Source organism: Natranaerovirga pectinivora (assembly GCF_004342165.1).
GTDB lineage: Bacteria > Bacillota > Clostridia > Lachnospirales > DSM-24629 > Natranaerovirga > Natranaerovirga pectinivora.
This window is the reverse complement of the sequence record NZ_SMAL01000005.1, coordinates 21776-39929: the sequence shown is the minus strand read 5'-3', so window position 1 is coordinate 39929 and position 18154 is coordinate 21776. Positions and strand designations below refer to the sequence as shown.

At 30.9% G+C, this 18154-nt stretch carries 12 protein-coding genes and 1 CRISPR repeat array; all 12 genes read left to right on the top strand.

The annotated features are described in order from the left end of the window. Positions 1 to 199 precede the first annotated feature (199 nt). The 12 genes from EDC18_RS08320 (at position 200) to EDC18_RS08270 (ending at position 18126) form a co-directional block, all read left to right on the top strand. Complete coding sequence (locus EDC18_RS08320) at positions 200 to 625, top strand: MarR family winged helix-turn-helix transcriptional regulator (RefSeq protein WP_132252408.1); 426 nt, start codon at positions 200 to 202, stop codon at positions 623 to 625. A 167-nt stretch (positions 626 to 792) separates the two neighbouring features. Next, positions 793 to 1158, top strand: coding sequence for a VOC family protein (locus EDC18_RS08315; protein ID WP_132252126.1), 366 nt, complete (start codon positions 793 to 795; stop codon positions 1156 to 1158). Positions 1159 to 1668: 510 nt separating this feature from the next. Continuing rightward, positions 1669 to 2301 carry a helix-turn-helix domain-containing protein gene (locus tag EDC18_RS08310; RefSeq protein WP_165878523.1) on the top strand — a complete coding sequence of 211 codons (633 nt, stop codon included), beginning with the start codon at positions 1669 to 1671 and terminating at the stop codon, positions 2299 to 2301. 157 nt (positions 2302 to 2458) lie between these two features. Then, the gene (locus EDC18_RS08305) at positions 2459 to 3763 is read left to right on the top strand and encodes a competence protein CoiA family protein (protein ID WP_132252123.1); all 1305 of its coding nucleotides are present in this window, start codon (positions 2459 to 2461) and stop codon (positions 3761 to 3763) included. Between the two features lie 859 nt (positions 3764 to 4622). Next, a complete protein-coding gene (cas9, locus tag EDC18_RS08300) occupies positions 4623 to 8681 on the top strand; it encodes a type II CRISPR RNA-guided endonuclease Cas9 (RefSeq protein ID WP_132252121.1) in 4059 nt (1352 codons plus the stop codon). Then, positions 8678 to 9553 carry a type II CRISPR-associated endonuclease Cas1 gene (cas1, locus tag EDC18_RS08295; RefSeq protein ID WP_132252120.1) on the top strand — a complete coding sequence of 292 codons (876 nt, stop codon included), beginning with the start codon at positions 8678 to 8680 and terminating at the stop codon, positions 9551 to 9553. The genes cas9 and cas1 overlap by 4 nt, the downstream gene beginning before the upstream one ends. Further along, complete coding sequence (cas2, locus tag EDC18_RS08290) at positions 9543 to 9863, top strand: CRISPR-associated endonuclease Cas2 (RefSeq protein WP_243115099.1); 321 nt, start codon at positions 9543 to 9545, stop codon at positions 9861 to 9863. The genes cas1 and cas2 overlap by 11 nt, the downstream gene beginning before the upstream one ends. Next, complete coding sequence (gene csn2, locus EDC18_RS08285; RefSeq protein WP_132252118.1) at positions 9857 to 10525, top strand: type II-A CRISPR-associated protein Csn2; 669 nt, start codon at positions 9857 to 9859, stop codon at positions 10523 to 10525. Before cas2 ends, csn2 begins: the two co-directional genes overlap by 7 nt. Before the next feature lie 54 nt (positions 10526 to 10579). Then, positions 10580 to 13190: a CRISPR direct-repeat array (repeat unit 36 nt; unit sequence GTTTGAGAATGGTGTAATTTCATATGGTGGTCAAGC). Between the two features lie 530 nt (positions 13191 to 13720). After that, positions 13721 to 14119 (top strand): nuclease-related domain-containing protein, encoded by a 399-nt coding sequence (locus tag EDC18_RS14800; protein ID WP_243115098.1) that lies wholly within the window; start codon positions 13721 to 13723, stop codon positions 14117 to 14119. A 24-nt stretch (positions 14120 to 14143) separates the two neighbouring features. Then, positions 14144 to 14434 carry a hypothetical protein gene (locus EDC18_RS14795; RefSeq protein ID WP_243115097.1) on the top strand — a complete coding sequence of 97 codons (291 nt, stop codon included), beginning with the start codon at positions 14144 to 14146 and terminating at the stop codon, positions 14432 to 14434. 117 nt (positions 14435 to 14551) lie between these two features. Next, positions 14552 to 16831, top strand: coding sequence for an McrB family protein (locus tag EDC18_RS08275; RefSeq protein ID WP_243115096.1), 2280 nt, complete (start codon positions 14552 to 14554; stop codon positions 16829 to 16831). Further along, entirely contained in the window at positions 16828 to 18126 is a 1299-nt protein-coding gene (locus EDC18_RS08270; RefSeq protein WP_132252114.1) for an McrC family protein, read from the top strand. Before EDC18_RS08275 ends, EDC18_RS08270 begins: the two co-directional genes overlap by 4 nt. Positions 18127 to 18154 lie beyond the last annotated feature (28 nt).

Sequence of the window (18154 nt, the reverse complement as noted above, 5' to 3'; positions counted from 1 at the left end):
AGTTGACAGATTAAGTAAAGTTTAGGTTGTGGAGACAGGATAGATGTATATCTTTTTTCCAAATATATGCTGTGAGATATATAATAAAAACCAAGTGATAGTAGATTGTTTAGGGAGCATAAAAATTAGTTGCAAAGCAAACTAGTTTTTGCTATACTAAAAATGGTTGCAAAAGAAACCAATTTCAAGAGGTGATAGTGTGAAGCAAGAATCTGTTGGTAGATATGCGGCAGCAATCTACCGTAGTACGCAAAGTATTATAAATAAAAAACTTGAAAACTATGGTATTAGAAGTGGTCAACATGATTTTTTATACGTTATTATTAAAAAGCAAGGGATAAGTCAAACGGAGATGTGTGACTTGCTAAATGTTGGAAAGTCTACTGTTACAAAGGCAGTGAATAGTTTAGTCAAAAGTGGCTATGTGATTAAAGAAAAAAGTCTTGAAGATAAGCGTTGTTATCAAATTTACTTAACTGAAAAAGGCGAAGAAATCGCTCCACGTATAAAAGATATATTCGATGAACTAAGTGAAATATATAAAAAGAATCTTTCAGAAGAAGAATATTATCAAATTTTGAATGGATTAAAAATTATTCTTGGGAATATCAGTAATGCAAAATAAGAAATCAGCATTTCCCATTTCATTATTTTTACCTAAAATGATTACAATGCTACTTGATAGAATCATGGAAAACGATGACGAAAACGATAAATGTGAGGAAATGGCTAAACTTTAAATAGCGGATAATATCAAAGGGATCAAAATAGAATTCATTTAGGAGGAATATCATGAAATTTTCTTTTAGTACATTATTTGTTAAGGATATAGAAGAATCAGTTCAATTTTATCAGGAGATTGTAGGGATACCAATAAAAAGCCGTTTAAGTCCTGCTCCTAATCTTAACATTGTTTTTATGGGAGATGATGAAGCGCAAATAGAACTCATACAGGATAGCAATAAAAAAATCATCAACATTGGGTCAGATATATCTTGGGGATTTACTGTGAATTCTGTTGAAGAAGTGTATGAATTTGTAAAAAAACAGAATGTTACCATTCTATCAGATATTATTCAACCCAAGCCATCGGTTAAATATTTTTTTATCGAGGATCCAAATGGGATGAAGATACAATTTGTGGAAACTAATACGTAGTTAACTTATAGATATGTTCCCGCATATCTTAAGCCCTAAAATTCCCCTCGGGCACAGTATCTGTGACAAACACTCAACACACGTTGAGACAGTTGTGTTGATAGAGAAGAAATAGGTTGATATCAAAGGGTTTTAAGGTTTTTAATAAAAATGGATAACGTATATATGTTTCCTCAGACTTCGGTTTGGGGAATTTTTTTGACCCCCCGGGGGTCTAACTATTACGCAGAATCAAATATACATAGAAAAAATATGTTAAAGATATTATAATCAACTAATATTGAAAATATTCTAAGATTGTAATACTATTAAAGTGGGATATATTAGTAAGGGGAAATAAGATATACAGCTCTTATTAAAAGGTAAATCAATACAAGTATTAACAATAATAATAATTTACTTTTTTGCAACTAAGTGTAGCAGAATGTTCTTCCTGGTTAATGGTTAAGTAGGGAGATTAGATATATGATTATATTATCAAATAATTAACCAGGAGGTAATGAAATGAAAATGAATTTTTCTAGAAATTTAGCAACATTAAGGAAGGTCCAAAATATTACACAGGAGGCATTGGCTGAGAAGTGTGGTGTGTCAAGACAGGCAGTAACAAAATGGGAATGTGGAAGTAGTCTTCCCGATCTTTACAAACTTTCTGACTTAGCAGAAATACTCAGTATAACAGTTGATGAGCTTTTACATGGAAATTTGGCTGATAAGACAGAAGAACAAATTGATAGGGACTATTTTGCACAACTTGAGTCTAAAATGGACAGTATTCTTACAGAAGTGCGTCAGCAGAACGAAAACATTATTGATGAGTATATCAGACGTAATGAAGATGACATAGAAATAGATGATACTAATGAAGATGTTCCAGTTGAAGCATTTAGATATTGGGCAATGGAAGAAGCTCAAAAGGGTAATTATGATGATGCGATTGATTATTTAGAACAAGCATTAGTGCGAGGAGACATCAGTGCGGTAAGTCAGCTAATTGTTATTCATCAAGAAATCCTATATTTCTGTATAGTTGATCAAGATGAATATGAGTGTTATAACTATGAACTTAAATTTGCTCAAAAGATACAAAAGTATGGAAGAATAATGGAATATGAAATTAAGAAAGCTAAGGCTAAGAAGTAACTCAAGTATAAAAATTAAATATTATAAACAACATCTATCAAAAAAAGGAGCATATCTTGATAAATGTTTTTAGTCCTTAAAAATGATATTAATTACGAAGTAAATTTTTTTAGATTATTATAAAATTATATTAGAATAATTATAAAGAGGGGTAAATATGGATATACTGAATCCATTTGGTCTAAGAAATGGAAGTTTAATTCATATATCTGAAGTTAAACAAAGGGGTTTGGATTGTAATTGTACATGCCCAAGTTGTGGGGATATATTAATTGCAAGATTAGGAGAAGTTCGTAGTTGGTGTTTTGCTCATAGCAATAACTGTGACTGTAATTTTTCTCTTGAATCTGCTTTACATTTATTTGCAAAGGAAGTATTAACAAAATATAATTACATAAAAATTCCTGAAGTTATTGCTTCATTTAAAACGAAGGTTTGTACTATTAGTAAACCAATCTATTTTTATTTTGATCATGTGTTATTAGAAGAAACAGTAGAAGACATTATCCCTGATATAATACTAATTAAAGGGGATATTCAGTTATTTGTTGAAATTAAAGTAACACATGGCATTGACTTAGAAAAGCATAAAAAAATTGAAAGACTAGATATCTCCACTATTGAAATAGATCTATCAAGGTTCTTCTTCAATAAGGAATTTGATCGTTCAAGAATTGAAACAATCATAATCGAAAATGTTACTGATTATAAAAGATGGATTTATAATAGGAAAGTTTTAGAGAAAGAGATAGAGTTAGAAGATGAGTACTTGATAGAGGAAAAAGAGAATATGCGGAACCAGAAATTAAGAGAAGAATTAAAAGCCAAATGGATTGAAGAACAAAAAGAAAAAACACGTCAGTTGATTAGTGAACTTCGTGAAAAAAACCCCAGAATGTATGGAAGAGAAGAAAAATTATTACATACCCACTTGTGGAAGAAGGCTAATGAGTACCTTAATTTAACAGTTAATGAAATTCCTACTTATCTTAACTATAAAATACAAGGGGAAATTGTATTTAATTGTGATAGACGAATATGGCAAACATATATATTTTCGAACTTTATTAATAAGTATATAAAGAGACAGAAGTCAGATTATATACTGGTTAAAGGAGTAGTAAGTTGGCTAAAAAAGGATTTTGTTACGATACCTATAAATACTTATTTAACATATTTAGATAAAAAAGAATTTGAGGGTATTCCAGACTTAACGGATGTTATAGGTGAATTTTTATTAAACTTATGTAGATACGGTGTTTTGCGATTGATTACAGACTATCCCACAGAAAATAATAAATATCATTGGTGTTTTATAAAATTAGTTGATAATATAAAATTGTTACCTAGAAAATATCAATCAAATGAATATACGGAAATAGGTAATGAGCTTGTTAATGTTAATACAGGTGAGGTGGTTGGAAAATTATCAGAGGTGTATAAAAAAATTAGAGGTGATTAAATTAACAATAAAAAAGAACTTAGTGACAAGGGAACAGGGTATTCACCCAACCCTAAATAAATGATGGGAGAGTTGATGAAGTTAGACCCCCGGGGGTAGTAAGTTTTAGGCAGAATTGAGTAAGTAAAAAAATTATATTTCCCTGGACTTGCACGTTAAAACAGCGTGTTGCTGGTTTAACAATAAAAAGTATATACATATATTGGAAAGTTTAAGACCTTAAGAAAGTATAACACTTAGAAATACTGCAAGATATGCTAATTAAATAATATAATTTTTATAAATTTTAAATAAAAATAAAAATGAAACTAGGTAATTCTCGTGAAATTGTTCTTTAAAGAGGTGAAAGTTACTATCACGCAATAAGGGGTCAAAAAGCTAGTAGATATATAAAAGAAATCTATGAAAATAATAATAGGAAAACAGCTAAGATAAATCTTGGTTGTTTTCCTATTATTATCGTTATAACATATAATTATATTTAATTGATTGTATAATAAAAATAGAAAGAATTGCTTGTTTATTTGCTAGTATTTGTTACAATAGAATTATCTAAGTTTTTAATGTATACATATTTAATAAAAAAACTTCACTTAATTAAAATTATATGTGAGTTATGGGAGTAATTTATATAACTATCGCTATATTGTATAATCAGAAATTAGGTAATAACTACTATCTAAATGAAAAAAACTTAAAATAAGGTTGTGAGTGATAAAAAAATGTAAAAAAAATGCCCTACATCGGGCGGCCTTGAGGCGATTTGAATAAATTTTTATTTGAACTTATGGTGTAATCTCATATGGTGGTCAACCTTTGAGATAAAGTAATAATAACCTAAGATGGGGAGTTTGTCAAGATGAAAAAAAACGAGAGATACTATGTTGGACTTGATATTGGAACTAATTCAGTAGGCTGGGCTGTTACAGATGATAAGTATAAATTATATAAATGTAATGGTCATAAAATGTGGGGTGTAAGGCTATTTGATGAGGCTGAGACTGCTGAAAGCAGAAGGGTGAGCAGAACATCTAGAAGAAGGTTGCAACGTAGAAATGCAAGAATAGACTTGTTTCAAGAGTTAATGGCAGAAGAAATTTGCAAAGTGGATCCAGGGTTTTATCAAAGATTGGAAGACAGTAAATTTTATATGGAAGATAAGACTGTTGTTGAAAAACATACGCTATTTATTGGAGATAAATATAACGATAAAGACTATTATAGTGAATTCCCAACAATATTTCATTTAAGAGCAGCGTTGATAAAAGGGGAAAAAGAGTATGATATTCGTCTTATATATTTAGCTATCCACCATATTCTAAAGAATAGAGGTCATTTCCTATATCAAGGAGATAAGTTTGATACATCATCATCTTTAGACGAAAGTATACATGAAGTTTTTGATAATAATGATGTCGATACAAATGGAATTGAGGTAACAGTGGAACTAGTAAGTAAAATTAAGGATGTTATCTTAAATGAAAGATTAACAAAGACGGATAAGAAAAAGAAGTTAAAATATCTATTTGGAAAATCAAAACAGCTAGAAAGTATATTTGGACTCGCAATAGGTACAAAAGAATCTTTAGAGAAGGTATTTGGAAATCCTGAATATAAAGAACTTGAAAATGATGTTGTTAAAATTTCTTTTAGTGATAAAGTCTATGATGAAGTTAGACACTTATATGAAGAAGTATTAGAAGATAGAATCGTGCTTATAGACAATCTTAAAAAAATATATGACACTGTATTATTAAATGGCATAAAGAAAGCAGAGCTTAGTCTTTCTGAATCAAAAGTGGAATTATATCAAAAACATAAAGAAGAACTTACCACACTAAAGAAAATAATAAAAGCTTATTCACAAGAGGAATATAAAAGATTATTTTCAGAAAAAGATTCAAATAGTACAAATTATAAGAATTATATAGGGGATGGAGATAAAAAATGTAGTCGTGAAGACTTTTATAAAACATTAAAAGCCCTATTAGAAAAAGTAGAAGATAGTCCAGTAAAAGAATATATTCTTGAAGAAATTAGTTTGGATAAATACTTGCCTTTACAGAGAGTGAAAGAAAATGGAGTAATTCCATACCAAATACATCAAGAAGAATTAAAACTTATTTTAGATAATGCATCAGGTTATTTAGATTTTTTAAATCAAACAGATGGAAAGTTAAGTGTAAAGGATAAAATTATGAAGATTATGACATTTAGAATTCCGTATTATGTTGGGCCAATAAACACGTATCATGCAGGAAAGAAAAATGGATTTGCATGGGCTGTAAAAAATAGTGATGAAAAAATTACACCTTGGAATTTTGATGATATAATTGATTTAGAGGCAAGTCATGATAATTTTATAAGGAAGATGACTAACAAATGTACATATCTTAGGGGAAAAGATGTAATTCCAAAGAGTTCTTTGCTTTATAGCGAATATACTTTGCTTAATGAACTTAATAATATTCGCTGCAATGGAGAGAAGGTTTCTGTATCTACAAGAAATAAAATGATTGATAGTCTATTTAAGGATACAGATAAAAAAGGAAAAGTAACAGTAAAAAAAATTCTTGAATTTTTGAAATGTGAAGGCGAGTGCGAAGGTAATGCAACAATTACAGGAATAGATGATGAAGTTAAGGCAGATTTAAAATCATATAGAGATTTTAAATCTGTTTTGGGTGAAAAATTTAACTATGAAATGGTTGAAGATATTATTAAATGGATAACTTTATATGCTAACGAACACAATTCCATTAAAAAAAGGATAAAAGATAACTATGCTGACAAACTGACTTCCTCACAGATTAATAAAATATGCAAGCTAAGATATAAGGAATGGGGAAGATTATCTAAAGAATTTCTTACAGAAATTATATGTGATGAGTTTACAGATTACTCAACTGGTGAAGTTGGAAATGTTATTAACGCTATGAGAAACACGACAAATAATCTAATGCAATTATTAAGTAATAAATATGACTATATCAAACAAATAAAGGAAATAAATGATTTATTAATAAATCCTAATGAAGAAATATCACATGAAATGCTTGATGAACTTTATGTTTCACCTGGAGTAAAAAGAATGATTTGGCAGTCAATTCTCATTATGGAAGAAATCAAAAAAATAATGAGTAGAGAGCCTGAAAAAATATTCATAGAAACAGTTAGAAGCAATAAAGCTAATAAGAAGCGCACAGATACAAGAAAGAAAAAATTATTAGAGCTATATTCATCATGTAAAGATGAAGTAATAGATTGGCCGAAAGAAATACAAGGTCGGAGTGATGGTCAATTGAGAAGTAAAAAACTATATTTATATTATCTTCAAATGGGTAAATGTTTATATACAGGTGAGAAAATTAATCTTGATAAGTTGATGTCTGGTGAGGACTATGACATAGATCATATTTATCCAAGATCAAAAACAAAGGATGATAGCTTCGATAATCTAGTACTTGTAAAGAGAGTGATTAATAATGAAAAAAGTGATAACTATCCAATAAATCCTGCAATTCAAGCTAAAATGAAAAAGACTTGGGATTACTTATATCAAAAAGGTTTCATATCAACCAGAAAATATGAACGATTAGTAAGAAAAGAAGAGTTTGGAACAAATGAGCTTGCAGATTTTATAGCTAGGCAACTTATAGAAACAAGTCAGTCAACAAAGGCTGTTGCAGAAATAATGCAAAGGTTATATTTGGATTCGCATATTATATATGTTAAAGCAGAAAATGTATCTGCTTTTAGAAATGATATGAAATTTATAAAAGTAAGAGATATAAATGATCTTCATCATGCCAAAGATGCCTATTTAAATATAGTTGTAGGAAATGTATTTGATACTAAATTTACTCGATCACCAGCTAATTTTGTTAAAGAAGCAGGATTCAGAGAATACAATCTTAGCAGAATGTATGATTTCTTAATAAAGAGAGATGGTTACATTGCATGGGATGGCAGAAATGGTGACAGTAAGAAAATGGTTGATTATCAAATGAAAAGTAATGATGTACGAGTAACAAGAAGACCTACTGAGCAAAAGGGACAATTATTTGATTTGACTTTGCATAAAAAGGGAGATTCCAAAGCACATTCTTATATGGGAAGTAAGACAGGGGATCTGCGACTAGCTGATGTGACAAAATATGGGGGTTATACATCCATAAAGATAGCCTACCTAATTCCATATTCCTGTGATATTATAAATAAAAAAGGAGCAAGGAAAAGTATTAGTAGACTTACAGGAGTTCCTGTGTACTTGGCAAATAATGTGAAATCGGTAGAAGGATTTACAGAATATATTTTCAGTCAGGTTCCTACTAAATCAGGTGAAACAATTGAAAACTTCAAAATCATTAATGTTAAGCTGCGAATAGGTTCTTTAATTAAATATAATGGATTTTATTACTATGTAGGTGGAAGGACAGGAGAAAACTTTTGTGCAGATAATGCAATCCAATTACTTTTAGGTGAAGATGAGGAAAGATATATAAAGGAAATCTTTAAATTTATAAACAATCAAAAAGAAAATAAAGATCTTAAAGCTGAAAAATTCTCAGATGATATTACGAAAGAAAATAATTATAAATTATATGATGCATTGGTTAATAAATTAAATTCAAATATCTATGTTCAATCAACAAATAATAAATATGATGTATTTAATGATGCTAAAATGCGAAATAAATTTTGCGACCTTGTAGTTGAAGAACAGATCAAGATGTTGCTTAATCTACTAAATTTGTTAACCAATAAAACTTCAACATATGACTTTAAGCCTCTTGGATTTGGGATTGGAAGAAGAAAGCTAGGATTTAATCTAGCTGATGTAAAGGAGTTTAAACTTATTAATCAATCCATTACCGGTCTATTTGAAAATAGTTTAGACCTGCTTTCTCAATTATGAGCTGGCGAACAATTGTTATTTCAAATAGAGCAAAGCTAGATTTCAAAATGAATTATATGACAGTAAGAAATGACCACGAAATAACAAGAATATTTATAAATGAAATATATATGGTCATTATTGAATCTACAGCTGTTTCTATAACTGTTGCTTTGCTCTCAGAATTAACAAAGAAAAAGGTAAAAGTAATATTTTGCAATGAAAAAAGAAACCCATCATCTGAGCTGGTATCATACTATGGCTCACATGATACTAGTGTGAAATATCGAAATCAAATAGAGTGGAGTATAGATATTAAATCGGAAGTTTGGACACAAATTGTCAGGGAAAAAGTAAAAAAACAATCAGAACATCTTAGAGAAAGAGGACTTGAGGAATATTTGTTGCTAGAAGAGTATGTAGAGCATATTGAAACGAATGATAAGACCAACAGGGAAGGGCATGCTGCAAAAGTATACTTTAATGCCTTATTTGGTAAAAAGTTCACTAGGGCGGATGAGAATACAACAAATGCTGCATTGAATTATGGATATAGTATTATACTTTCTGCGTTCGCACGAGAAATAGTAGCAAATGGATATATGACACAACTAGGACTATTTCATAACAATATGTTTAATCAATTTAATCTGGCATCTGATTTAATGGAACCCTTTAGAATACTAATTGATAGAAAGGTGGTAGATATGGATTTGAACAAATTTGAATTATCAGAGAAATTGGAACTAGTTAATGTTTTGAATAAGAGTATTATTATTGATAAAGCAAGGAGTAATGTTGCAAATACTATATCTCAATACACAAAAAGCATATTCGATGCCCTTAACTATAATGATATTGCCTTGATCAGGTTTTACCGAAATGAGTTATAGATTTATGAGGGTTATGGTATTATATGATCTTCCAGTTGGAAGTTCAAGTGAAATTAGAGCTTATACACAATTTCGTAAATTCTTAATTAAAAATGGTTTTATGATGATGCAAGAATCTGTTTATACAAAATTGGCATTAAATCAGACCGTATGTAGAAATATCATGGAGAATGTGAGGAAAAATAAACCAGAAGTAGGATTAGTACAAATGTTAGCAATCACTGAAAAGCAATATTCAAAAATAGAAATTGTGGTTGGAGAAATACAATCAACGGTACTTAGTACGGATGAGAGGCTGGTGGTATTATAAAACTAGTTAGTATAAATTGGGCTAGGCAAATTGAATTTGATGAAAATATAATTCCTGTTATAGTAATTGAGAACAAGCCAATGTATAGAAATGTTGTTTTAGATATATATGAGCAAATTGCAGGTAATTCTGGTGATTTGGTTTTTTCAGATAATAATCAGGAGATAAAATTTTCAAAGCACGTTGATATTGTTAATGATTACATCAATATTAATCTGAATGATAAAAAAATATTAAACAAGTTATATAATCTTCTAAAAAGCAAGTCTTTGGAAGAGTATGATAGTTACTGCAGGATATCAGAGTGTATTACAGAATATGTTCAGGAGCTACTTTTTGATGAGGAACTTGACTTGGTTCAGATTGACAATATTGATCCAGTTGATATTTTTAAGGGAGTATCTATTGAAATTGATGATAGTAGTAAGAATATCACGGAAAGGTTATTAGAGTATATTACTATATCAGAAAAATTTATGGATACAAAGATATTTGTATTTGTTAACTTAAGAGAGTTTTTTGCGGATGATGAAGTTATTCAAATCTATAATAAGCTTCTACTTAACAAAACTAGATTTGTAATAATACAAAGTAAATTAATGGAATCAATAGATTGCAGAGAAATTTCCTATATAATTGATGAAGATTTATGTGAAATATAGTATAATAATACCACTATATGAAATTACGGCGTTGTGGTGGCGCTAACATTTGAGGTTTGAGAATGGTGTAATTTCATATGGTGGTCAAGCTAAATTTTCAGTTCAGCCAGGGGGAACTCGGTTTGAGAATGGTGTAATTTCATATGGTGGTCAAGCTCAGCCAATACATTTGGAACTGTTAATGTTGTTTGAGAATGGTGTAATTTCATATGGTGGTCAAGCATAAGTACTTTCGTCTAAATTAATACTTACGTTTGAGAATGGTGTAATTTCATATGGTGGTCAAGCTTGGAAATAATCTTTTCAATCTCATATAGTGTTTGAGAATGGTGTAATTTCATATGGTGGTCAAGCGATTTTCTTTAAAAAAATACGTATGTTTATGTTTGAGAATGGTGTAATTTCATATGGTGGTCAAGCTTATAATCTAATATATCCTAATGATGAAGGTTTGAGAATGGTGTAATTTCATATGGTGGTCAAGCTTAAAAACCAGGCATAATCTTCTAATCCATGTTTGAGAATGGTGTAATTTCATATGGTGGTCAAGCCAACCGCAGCCTATATATGTATGGTCTACCGTTTGAGAATGGTGTAATTTCATATGGTGGTCAAGCTACTGATACTATAAGATCACTACCTTTATTGTTTGAGAATGGTGTAATTTCATATGGTGGTCAAGCTTTGAATTTAATGTTTCATTGTTATATGCAGTTTGAGAATGGTGTAATTTCATATGGTGGTCAAGCGAAGAGATAGATATAGTAAATAATGTAATGGTTTGAGAATGGTGTAATTTCATATGGTGGTCAAGCTTACATCGTTTTTATTAACTTTGTCCTCATTGTTTGAGAATGGTGTAATTTCATATGGTGGTCAAGCTTGATAAATTGACTAATCTGTAAATTTCATCGTTTGAGAATGGTGTAATTTCATATGGTGGTCAAGCCTGGTAAGTTTGATAATAAATTATGTGTAGGTTTGAGAATGGTGTAATTTCATATGGTGGTCAAGCTTTCTCATATTGGGGAAGAAGATGTTAGAGGTTTGAGAATGGTGTAATTTCATATGGTGGTCAAGCAAAGGAATAGATTATAGTGTAGAAAAAGTGGTTTGAGAATGGTGTAATTTCATATGGTGGTCAAGCTTAGGATTATAAATTCTATATAATTCTAATGTTTGAGAATGGTGTAATTTCATATGGTGGTCAAGCGGAATATATATAACTTTCTTGTACCTTACCGTTTGAGAATGGTGTAATTTCATATGGTGGTCAAGCTGCTAAAAACCTAGTATGCCACTCAAATATGTTTGAGAATGGTGTAATTTCATATGGTGGTCAAGCAGTAGACCATATATAGACCGGCTGTGGTTGGTTTGAGAATGGTGTAATTTCATATGGTGGTCAAGCTGGAACGATTTCTTGCAAGAAGATTATGAAGTTTGAGAATGGTGTAATTTCATATGGTGGTCAAGCTTCATATTTTTAATATAATTTTTAAGATCAGTTTGAGAATGGTGTAATTTCATATGGTGGTCAAGCTATACAGATGGATTAGTAAAAACTAATATTGTTTGAGAATGGTGTAATTTCATATGGTGGTCAAGCATTGTTTGTTAAAGGAACTAAGCATTGAAGGTTTGAGAATGGTGTAATTTCATATGGTGGTCAAGCTAGTTATGACACCGAGAAAGATATGGATGTGTTTGAGAATGGTGTAATTTCATATGGTGGTCAAGCGGTTATGCCCTCTTTGAAGTTAGTTGCATCGTTTGAGAATGGTGTAATTTCATATGGTGGTCAAGCTATAATAACAAATATCGACACAATAACTCAGTTTGAGAATGGTGTAATTTCATATGGTGGTCAAGCTTTAATCCCTTCGCCATCACATCACCTACTGTTTGAGAATGGTGTAATTTCATATGGTGGTCAAGCGTTTGCTGAGCTTTTAGCAGAGCAACAAGCGTTTGAGAATGGTGTAATTTCATATGGTGGTCAAGCAATCTCTATTTCCACCACTGATTCACTCTCGTTTGAGAATGGTGTAATTTCATATGGTGGTCAAGCAAAATGTACTTTCATTATCGTCACTTTCAGGTTTGAGAATGGTGTAATTTCATATGGTGGTCAAGCTCTTGACACAATCTATAACTATATGTTAATCGTTTGAGAATGGTGTAATTTCATATGGTGGTCAAGCCTACGAATCCAGATTGTTGAGATCTGGTTTGTTTGAGAATGGTGTAATTTCATATGGTGGTCAAGCAAAGATAGAAGAATGGAGAAACACTTGTCGTTTGAGAATGGTGTAATTTCATATGGTGGTCAAGCCCCTTTTGGATATGATATTCATAAACCAGAGTTTGAGAATGGTGTAATTTCATATGGTGGTCAAGCGAATCCATCAGTAAGAAAAGATAACGAAACGTTTGAGAATGGTGTAATTTCATATGGTGGTCAAGCCTGGTCGTGCTGCAATAACTATTTGTGCTAGTTTGAGAATGGTGTAATTTCATATGGTGGTCAAGCAATTATAGCTTATTTATCTTTAGGGGTATAGTTTGAGAATGGTGTAATTTCATATGGTGGTCAAGCTGAATAAGGGTAAAGATATGACAGAAGAACGTTTGAGAATGGTGTAATTTCATATGGTGGTCAAGCCGCTCATACCAATGTAATGAAAACTATATATCAGATCACTTTATAAATCATATCAGCAAAGAAAAATATATAAAAAATAAGTGTGGATTTCAGAATAAAACAAGTTTAGCGTCTAAATCGAGATTATAAATTTTAGAGAAAAGAAGAATAAATACAGTTTAAATATTTTTCTTAGTTGAGCAAATAAGCCAAGTTCTTCATTGAATTTGGCCTTTTTATTTATAATCTTAATTTCAGCTAGTAATTATAGTAATACCTACTCCAAATGGTGGTACATTTATACATAATCTTATAAATTATTTATTTCTTAAAGGTAATTAATTCATTAAATGTGTATTAAAATTAAAAAGAAAACTCAAGAAAATATATGCTCGGTTACAGTTTTATCAGAAGTGATGTTTTATAAAATTAATCTCAAGGTGAGATTTAACACAAGTTAATAACAAAATTTTAAGTCTTTTATTGTATTAGATCACTTAATTAAGTACAATGTAATTAATCTTAATTATTATTTAAGGGGGATAATTGCAATGTTAGATTTATTTTATTTTTTTATGTTTAGTTTATTAGTAGGTATGATATTGGTTCCTATGTATGCTATTCATATTAAGTATAAGGGTTCAAATTATAAAGTTGCTAGTGGCAATAGTTTTTTTAGAACAGTATTTGATAAAGGTAATTACGGAGAGTTTTTAATATTTTCATACCTTGAAAAATTAGAAGGCGAGCCTAAATTAATGACTAACCTATATATACCAAAGGAAAATGGATCTACTACCGAAATAGATTTGATTATGATATCTGAAACTGGAATTTATGTCTTTGAATCAAAAAATTATAGTGGATGGATCTTTGGAGATGAAATGCAAAAGAACTGGACTCAAACGCTCCAAAATAGACAGAAAAATAAATTTTTTAATCCTATATAGCAGAACAAAGGACATATCAGTGCTTTGAAATCTGTAGTGGGAAATGATAATGCGGACTTATATAAATCCTATATCATATTCAGCGAAAGATGTACACTTAAGAATATTAAAGTAACATCTAAGAATGTCAAAGTCATTAAGAGAAATAGTTTATTGAAGCACATTAAGAAAGATTTGTTAGAATCACTAAAAGTGTTAAATGAAGAACAGATTGATGGTATATATGAGAAGCTAGGCAAGTATTGTCTGGCAGATGATAAGCTTAAACAAGCACATATAAATGAAATAAAATTGAAAAAAGTTAACAAATTTTAAATGCCAAGCTTATATCATGCAACTGGAGAAACAGCGATATTTAGATTGGATTTTAATTTATGAGGGTAGATTTGTAACAATTAATTAAAGTATTTAATGATTATGAGGAGGAAAAAGATGGATCTGTTGACTTTAGTAACTGAAAAATATAAGAAACTTCTTAGTGAAAATAAAATTATGGGCCCAGATAAGCTTAAAGAGAGTTATGAAATTTTTCAAAAGAATTTTAATCCTGATAGGTTAAAGAGTCTTGACGGAGAATTGTTGTTAGAAACAATGTTTAATCATGGGAACAGGGGAAGCCTTGTATACTGGTTAGAATTTAAAAATGACGATGAGCTCCAGACGAATCGATTTGGTGGTATAGGTGGTGGAAGTGCTTTTAAATTCGGAATATACAAGCGCAAAGAAGATGGTAAATGGATAACTGGAACTCCGAAAGACAGTAGAGAATTAAGTATAAATGAAGCCATTGAGATGGTGCGTGAAAAACGTGACTTACTAGTAAAAGGTTGTGATTTACTCTCAGGAATGAAGAATGACTTTGAAGATTCAACATATCTTAAATTGCAATCGGATATTGATACACAGCTTGAGAATTATGGAAATTTAGGTTGGGTGCATAAGTATTTTCATATGATGTTTCCTGATAAACTAGATGATTTTCATTCAGTTGATTATCAAAACTTCTATTTAATAAAAATGCGTGAGAAACCAATAAAGTCAGACGGAAGATATGCATTAGCAGGTCAATTTTTGCGTCAATCAATGAAGGCTGGTATACCTATTAATAATTTTACAGAAGTTCTTTTTGAGATATTTGGGTCAGTTCATAACTATTGGCGAATTGGTACTTCAGATGGGAAAAAAAGTTATTGGTCAGAAATGCTTGAAGGTGGATATATGTCCATCGGATGGCCCAATCTTGGAGATCTACATCAGCTGGATAATTTAAGCTCAAAAGAAGCAAAGGATCATATTAAAAAAGTACTTTCAGACACAAATCCTAATACACCTTCAGCTATTGGCAGAGCAGCATCACAAGTGCACTATTTTTTTAGAGATATAAAGCCAAATGATATAGTGATAGCGTCAGATGGGCATAAAGCATTAGGTGTTGGTAGGGTTATAGGTGAATATGAATATCGAAAAGGACTTGATTTTCCACATATTATAAATGTAAAATGGCAGCAACTTGAGAACACGAAATTACCAAATCCAGCTGAAGGAATAAGAACAACAGTAAATCAATATAAAGACCTAGATAATTTAATTGCGATTGAAGCACTTATAGACTTACCAGCTAGTGATAATGTAGAAGCTGTGAAGTCGCCTCAAAAGACATTAGATAGTCTAAATGGATTAATTGCACAAATTGAGAGTACTCTCAATCGGAAGAAACAGATTATACTATATGGACCTCCAGGTACTGGAAAAACATACTGGGCTGAAAAAGCATGTCTTGAATTAGCTTCGAGAAAAGCATTTAGGAAAACTTATGAAGATCTCACAATTGAAGAAAAGTTTAATATGGTAGCCAACAATGATTCAAACCATATAGTCAGATTTTGTTGCTTTCATCCATCATACGGATATGAAGATTTTATAGAAGGAATTAAACCAACTATTATAAATGATCAGACGGTATTTAGTTTGAAATCAGGTATCTTTAAAAAGTTGTGCGAAGATGCGAAATCAAACTCTGAAAAAAATTACTATCTAATCATCGATGAGATTAACAGAGGTGACATATCAAGGATCTTTGGAGAATTAATAATGCTAATAGAGGCAGGCAAAAGAGGGAAAGAAACGATTCTACCTTTATCGGGAGATTCATTTAGTGTTCCGGATAATTTATATATTATAGGAACTATGAATACTGCAGATAGATCTATTGCTTTACTTGATATAGCGCTTCGACGCCGATTTGGCTTTATCGAACTAATGCCTGATTATAGTATATTCACTGGAATTACAATAGAAGATTTGCCTGTGGGCCTGTGGCTAAAAGAGTTAAATAAAAGAATTGTTGAATTTGTAGGTCGTGATGCTCGAAATCTCCAAATTGGACATTCCTATTTTATGGAGAAGGGAGTGGCAATTAAGGACTTTGACAAATTCAGAAAAATTGTTCAGGAAGATGTTATTCCATTAATTGAAGAATATTGCTATGGCGATTATATGACAATATCAAAGATAATTGGTAGTAGTTTTGTTGATACAAATAGACAAGAAATAAATCAAGATTTGTTTAAATCAGTGAATAAGGCGGATTTGATACCTGCACTTCTTGAGCCAAATCCAGAGATTGCAACATCATCCTCTGTTCAGGTGGAGGATCTTGAAGAAGAGCAACTTCTTGAAAGTGAAGATATCATTGGAGAACAAAAATCATGAGTGGTTTAACAATCAATATTAGAGAGTGGGATGAATTACTACCTGTTAAGGGAAGCTCTTTATATCAGTATTTTCTGGAAGATGAGGCATCAAGACAAATAGTTTCTGTTTTAAATGAAAAAGGAATATTGAATATAATTGAGCTCAAAGAAGGGATTAAGATTTCTTCAAATTCATATGTTGGTAAAATTAAAATTGGGGATATACAAATTAATATTCGACCCAAAATTGAGGGAATGCCACTCTACAAGTTACTAAAGTATGCTTACGGACTTAGAGACTTAAATATTTTTGATGAAGCTATTTACGATGTGGATTCTTTTCCTTTTCAAGATTTATTAATTTATCAGCTGTACGCAGAAGCTGAAGATCTAATATACAGAGGGCTCAATAAAAAATATGTAAGGCAAGAAGAGGACTTAGGAACACCAAAAGGAAGAATTAACATTGGAAAACTGGCTACTAGAAATCACATACCCTCTGCTACATTGCCATGCAGTTATTATGATAGAAGTGAAGATAATTTGTTCAACAGAGTCCTTTTAGCAGGTTTGCAATTAGCTATTTACTTAACAGAAGATTTGAGTCTGAGAATTCAATTGAGTAGATTGTGTAAAACATTAGAGGATAATGTTAAGCAGATTGATCTCAATAGAGGGATTTTGCTTAAAACTTTAAAAAGCGTAGATCGCTTGAGTGACCGATATAATTCTGCATTAGAACTAATCAACATACTCTATGAATCACAAGGAATTCAACTTGAGGATGGAAGAGCGTATATGAAATTGAATGGATTTTTCTTTGATATGAATATGTTTTTTCAATCCTTACTTTCAAAGCTAATGGGAGAGTATTTACTTGGATTTACAATTCGTGATGAGTTCACCCTTCAAGAAATGTTTGCATATACCCCAGGATTTAATCCCCAGAGAAGGTATGCCCCTAAACCTAGACCAGATTTTGCTGTTATGAACGGTGTTAAAGTCATTCGTTTGCTTGATGCAAAATATAGAGACTTGTGGGAAACAAAGCTACCGAGAGAAATGCTATATCAGTTATCAATTTATGCAGTAAGTGGTATTGGAAACAGCACTGCAAAGATTATTTATCCTTCTATGACCTCGGGAGCAAAACTCCAAAAGATTAATATCAATAATCCTGCAACAGGAGACAAGCTGGCTGAAGTTATGTTACAACCTTTACACATGGTAGAATTGGCACAAATGATGGGTTTGCGTAAAAATGACAAGACAAAACTTCAAGAATATATAACCCAAATTGTATTTAGCAACTAAGCCTATTAGTAAAAAGGGGACATTATGA